Source organism: Rhodoferax sp., assembly GCF_011391645.1.
Classification (GTDB): Bacteria; Pseudomonadota; Gammaproteobacteria; order Burkholderiales; family Burkholderiaceae_C; genus Rhodoferax.
The window spans coordinates 1-5,308 of sequence record NZ_JAABQC010000135.1 but is presented as its reverse complement, the minus strand read 5'-3'; the positions used below and the strand labels follow the sequence as shown (position 1 = coordinate 5,308).

Genomic DNA, 5,308 nt, shown 5'->3' with positions numbered 1-5,308 from the left:
GGCGATTTGCACCCCAATCTGCCGTCCATGCGCTGTGTCGGCTACCGGCAGGCCTGGGAGGCTCTTGACGGCCTGTGGCCCATGAGCGAGCTGCGCGACAAGGGCATTTTTGCCACGCGCCAGCTCGCCAAGCGCCAGATCACCTGGCTGCGCTCCATGCCCGGACGCCAGGTGGTGGCCGGCGATGCGCCGGATGCGCTGACGCAGGCGTTGACGCTGGCCAAGCGTTTTATTGAAGGCTATCCATGACCTTGATCATCAACCATTTAAGCAAAAGCTACGGCCAGACGCCGGTCTTCAGCCAGGTCTCGCTGCGCGTGGCGGCGGGCGAATTTGTGGCCATCGTGGGCGAGTCAGGTGTCGGCAAATCGACGCTGCTCAACTGCATGGCGGGGCTGGACAGTTGGGACAGCGGCACGGTGGAGCTCGACGGGCAAGACCTGGGCACGCTCAGCGACGAGCAACTGGCGCGCCTGCGGCGTGAAAAAACCGGCTTTGTGTTTCAGGCCTTTCATGTGCTGCCGCACCTGAGCGTGGCGCAAAACGTGGCGCTGCCGCTGATGCTGCTGGGTCAACACGACGACGCGCGGGTGCAGGCCATGCTTGATGCCGTGGGCTTGGCCGGCTTGGGTGCTCGACTGCCGCAGCAGCTCAGCGGCGGCCAGTTGCAGCGTGTGGCGATTGCCCGCGCGCTGGTGCACCGCCCAATGCTGCTGCTGGCCGATGAGCCCACCGGCAACCTCGATCCCGGCACCGCCGCGCGGGTCATGGACGCGCTGGTCGAGCAAACCCGCCAGCACGGCGCGGCCATGGTGCTGGTGACGCACTCGGTGGCCGCTGCCCAGCGCGCCGACCGGGTGCTGACGCTGACGGCCACGGGGCTGGTCGGCTACGCCAGCGCCAGCGCTTGAAACCGATCCGTATGCAGGTTTTGCTTGATTTTTGCGATCCACACGGTGAGCAGCCTGCGCTGCGCTGCGCGTTTGAGCAGCCGCAGCGGACTCTGGTGGCGCAAACACCCGAGCAGGTCAAGCCGTTGCTGGAGGCCGTCGGCGCCTTGGCAAAAGAGGGCTTTTGGTGCGTGGGTTACGTGCGTTATGAGGCCGCCCCCGCGTTTGATGCCGCGCTGCAAGTGCATCACAACGATGGCCCGCTGGCCTGGTTCGGCATTTATGAACACGCCCAGCCCTGGCCTGCCGAAACACCCCCGCAACTGGCTGGTGCCGAAACCCGCGTGCTGTGGCGCAGCGCGCCAGGCCGGCCTGATTTTGACGCGGCCATGGCGCGCATCCACCAGGCCATTGCGGCGGGCGATTTGTATCAGGTGAACTACACCGCGCCGCTGCACGGCGAGTTTTCTGGTGATGCACCAACGCTGTTTGGCCGCCTGCACCGCGCCCAGCCCAACGGCTATTCGGCCTTGATTGACACCGGGTTCGAGCAGGTGCTGTCGGTCTCGCCCGAGCTGTTTTTTGACTGGCACAACGGCCAACTGCTGACGCGGCCCATGAAAGGCACCGCGCCGCGTGGCAGCAGTCCTGAGGAAGACGCCAATCTGGCCGCAGCGCTGGTGGCATCGCCCAAAGAGCGCGCTGAAAATGTGATGATTGTCGATTTGCTGCGCAACGACGTGTCGCGCGTGGCACAACCGCACAGCGTCAAGGTGCCGCATCTTTTTACCGTGCAAGAGCTGCCCACCGTGCTGCAGATGGTGTCTGACGTGACGGCCCTCACCCGACCCGGCACCACGCTGTGCGATGTGTTCAGCGCGCTGTTTCCGTGCGGCTCGGTCACCGGCGCTCCCAAGGTGCAGGCCATGCGCATGATCAAGTCGCTGGAGCCCACCCCACGTGGCATTTACTGTGGTGCCATCGGCGTGGTGCGACCGGGCGGCCACGCCACCTTCAACGTGGCGATTCGCACCGTCACCTTGCGTGGCGCCCAAGCCACCTGCGGCATCGGCAGCGGCATCACGGCAGACGCCATTGCGCAGGCCGAATGGCAGGAGTGGCGCCTCAAGCGCGGTTTTCTGGAGCGTGCCAGCGAGTCATTCAAGCTGCTGGAAACCTTGCGCCTGGAGCAGGGTGTTTTTCAGCACCTGGAGGCCCACCTGGCCCGGCTGCAACGGGCGGCAAAACACTTTGGCTATCCGTTTGATGCATCCGTCATTGCGAACGCAGTGACGGGATCGGAATCAAGGGCTGCATGCAAAGACGAGGGTATCTGGCGGGTGCGTTTGCTCCTGGATGCCTCTGGCCAAGCCCAGGCGCAAGCCTTTGCGCTGCCGCCATCGCCGTCCCCGGTCGCGCTGCAACTTGCCAATCGACGCTTTGACGACGCGCACAGCGAGTTCACCCGCTTCAAGACCACGCACCGCGCGCACTACGACGCCTTTGCCCCCACCGACCCGGCCGTGTTTGACACTCTGCTCTACAACGAAGCCGGCGAGTTGACCGAATGCACGCGCGGCAACATCGCCCTGCTGCTTGACGGCCGCTGGGTAACCCCGCCATTGCGTTGCGGACTGCTGGACGGCATCGGTCGGGCAATCTATTTAAAAGAAGGCCTCCTGGTTGAAGCCGTGGTGCGCCTGGAAGACTTGCCGCGGGTGCAGGCCTTTGCGTTCATCAACAGCCTGCGCGGCTGGCTGGATGCGCGAGTGCTCAGATAATTTCATCGCCTATGACTTCCAAACAACCGGGGAAACAACCATGTTCGTCGTGATTTTTCGCGCCAAAGTCCGCAGCACCGACAGCGAATACACGCTGGTTGCGGCGCGCATGCGCGAGCTGGCGCTGGGGCAATTCGGCTGCCTTGAATTCACCGCCGTGACCGAGGGCAGTGATGAAATTGCCCTGTCTTACTGGCCTTCCCAGGAACATATCCAGGCCTGGAAGTCACATGCCGAGCATGTGCTGGCGCAGACACTCGGACGCGAGCGCTGGTACGAGTCGTACAGCGTGCAAGTGGCTGAAATTTCGCGGGAATACCGCTTTTCTCATTAACCGGACGCACTTCCCAGTGCCCTGGTAGCCATCACGGCTGGCACCGCACGCCACCCCATGCTTGACCTGCTCAAAACCTTCTCCTGGCAAGAACTCAAACACCACCCGTGGCGCAACGCGGCGGCGGTGGTGGCGGTGATGCTGGGCGTGGCGCTGGCGTTCTCAGTCCATTTGATCAACGCGAGCGCCCTTGATGAGTTCTCGCAAGCGGCGCGCTCGGTGGGCGGCCAGCCCGACCTGGAGTTGCGCGGCACGCAGGGCCAGTTTGATGAATCAATATTTGCCCGGGTGGCCAAATTGCCGCAGGTGGCGCTGGCCTCCCCAGTGCTTGAAGTGGGCACTTATGCTGTCACGCCCGACGGCAAGCGCAGCCTGCAGGTGGTGGGTGTCGATGCGTTGGTGGTGGCGTTTATGGCGCCCGACCTGATGCCGATACCCGACCGATCAGGCGAACAGGCATCCGTTGACCGCTTCGCACTGTTTGCGCCTGGAGTGGTGTTCTTGAACCCGACGGCACAGGCAATGGCCGGGTCCGGCCTGCAGTTGCAAAGCGGCCCTGGACTGCTGCCGGTCACGGTCGCCGGCCGCGTGCGCGCCAGCGGCCGGGCACTGGCGGTGATGGACATCGGCGCGGCGCAAGATCTGTTCGGCAAGCAGGGGCAGCTAAGTCGCATCGACCTGCGCCTGAAAGCCGGGGTGAATCGCGACGACTTTGCCCGTGCCCTGCAAGCCGCCCCCGACTGGCCCGCAAATATCACTTTAAGCGTGCCCGGCGATGCGCAAGCGCAAATCAACAACCTGTCGCGCGCCTACCGCGTCAACCTCACCGTGCTGGCCTTCATTGCCCTGTTCACCGGGGCGTTTCTGGTGTTTTCGGTCTTGTCCCTGAGCGTGGCCAAGCGCGCGCAGCAGTTTGCCCTGCTGGGCGTGCTGGGCCTGAGCGGCCGCAAACGCCTGACGCTGGTGATGTGGGAGTCGCTGGCACTGGGCGTGCTGGGCAGCGCCGCCGGAATTGCCCTGGGCACCGCCTTGGCGGCGCTGGCCCTGAAACTGCTGGGCGGCGACCTGGGCGGCGGCTTCTTCGCCGGCACCGCGCCCAAGCTGCAGTTCAGCGGCTGGGCCGCGTTGGTCTATGGCGTCATGGGGGTGGCTGCCGCACTGGTGGGCGGCTGGTGGCCGGCCCGGGCGGCGCAAGCCCTGCCACCGGCGCAAACCCTCAAGGGGCTGGGCGGCGCGCTGGTGAGCCCGCACAGCCATTGGCTCAGTTTGATCTTGATTCTTGTGGGGGCGGCGCTGACCCAGGCACCCGCCGTTTGGGGTATTCCCGTGGCGGCCTACCTGTCGGTGGCCTTGCTGCTGGTGGGCGGCATCACCGCCCTGCCCTGGTTGATTGGCCTGCTGCTCGATCGCATCGCGCCGCTGCTGGCACGCCAGACCCTGCCGCTGCTGGCGGTGGCTCGGGCCCGGCACCAACGCGAAACGGCGGCGGTGGCGGTCAGCGGTGTGGTGGCCTCACTGAGCCTGGCGGTGGCGCTCACCGTGATGGTGGCAAGCTTTCGGGAGTCGGTCACGCACTGGCTCAACCAAGTGCTGCCCGCCGACCTGTACGTGCGCAGCGCCGGCAACCTGGGCGCCAGCGACACAGTGTATTTCAGCCCCGAATTCGTGCAGGCTGCCGCCGCCCTGAAAGGCGTCAAACAGCTGCAGGCACAGCGAGTGGTGCCGCTGCTGCTCAAACCCAGCCTGCCGCCGGTGGCGCTGATCGCCCGCGAGCTGTCAGACCCAGCCAAAAACCTGCCGCTGGTGGGTGAGCCGCTGCCGGTGCCCGCCGGGCAAATTGGCATTTACGTGAGCGAAGCGGTGGTGGACCTGCATGGCGCCACACCTGGCCAGATTTTTGCCCCGATGGACAAAACCTTCAGAACACTTGCGCCAACGGGATCAGCCCCCGAGGTCTCCTATTTTGTAGCGGGTGTCTGGAGAGACTACGCGCGCCAAAGCGGTGCCATTGCCATGGACCGGAGCATTTTTCAGCGCCTCACCGGCGACCAGCGCGCCAACGATCTGGCGCTGTGGCTGAGCGACCCGGCTGACGCGCCCCAGCTGCAACAGGCACTGCGCGCGCTGGCAGAACAAATGGGCTCCGGCACCGGTGACCTGATGGAGTTCGGCACCCCGGGGCAGATCCGCGCCACCTCGCTGCGCATTTTTGACCGCAGTTTTGCCGTCACTTACTGGCTGCAGGCGGTGGCGATTGCGATTGGCCTGTTTGGCGTGGCGGCCAGTTTCAGCGCGCAGGTGCT

4 protein-coding genes and 1 pseudogene are annotated in these 5,308 nt (G+C 65.1%); all 5 read left to right on the top strand.

Annotation, left to right across the window (positions count from 1 at the left end; all coding sequences use genetic code 11):
- A pseudogene (locus GPS82_RS13100) lies at positions 1 to 249 on the top strand (tRNA (adenosine(37)-N6)-dimethylallyltransferase MiaA); the annotation flags it as partial.
- Positions 246 to 911, top strand: a complete 666-nt coding sequence (locus GPS82_RS13095; protein ID WP_296495442.1) for an ABC transporter ATP-binding protein — start codon at positions 246 to 248, stop codon at positions 909 to 911. The pseudogene GPS82_RS13100 and the gene GPS82_RS13095, both read left to right, overlap by 4 nt.
- An 11-nt stretch (positions 912 to 922) precedes the next feature.
- Positions 923 to 2,671, top strand: a complete 1,749-nt coding sequence (gene pabB, locus GPS82_RS13090) for an aminodeoxychorismate synthase component I (RefSeq protein ID WP_296495439.1) — start codon at positions 923 to 925, stop codon at positions 2,669 to 2,671.
- Between the two features lie 40 nt (positions 2,672 to 2,711).
- Positions 2,712 to 3,005: an antibiotic biosynthesis monooxygenase gene (locus GPS82_RS13085; RefSeq protein ID WP_296495437.1), complete on the top strand. Its 294-nt coding sequence runs from the start codon at positions 2,712 to 2,714 to the stop codon at positions 3,003 to 3,005.
- Between the two features lie 57 nt (positions 3,006 to 3,062).
- The coding region (locus GPS82_RS13080) for an FtsX-like permease family protein (RefSeq protein WP_296495435.1) at positions 3,063 to 5,308 on the top strand (2,246 nt) is incomplete at its 3' end.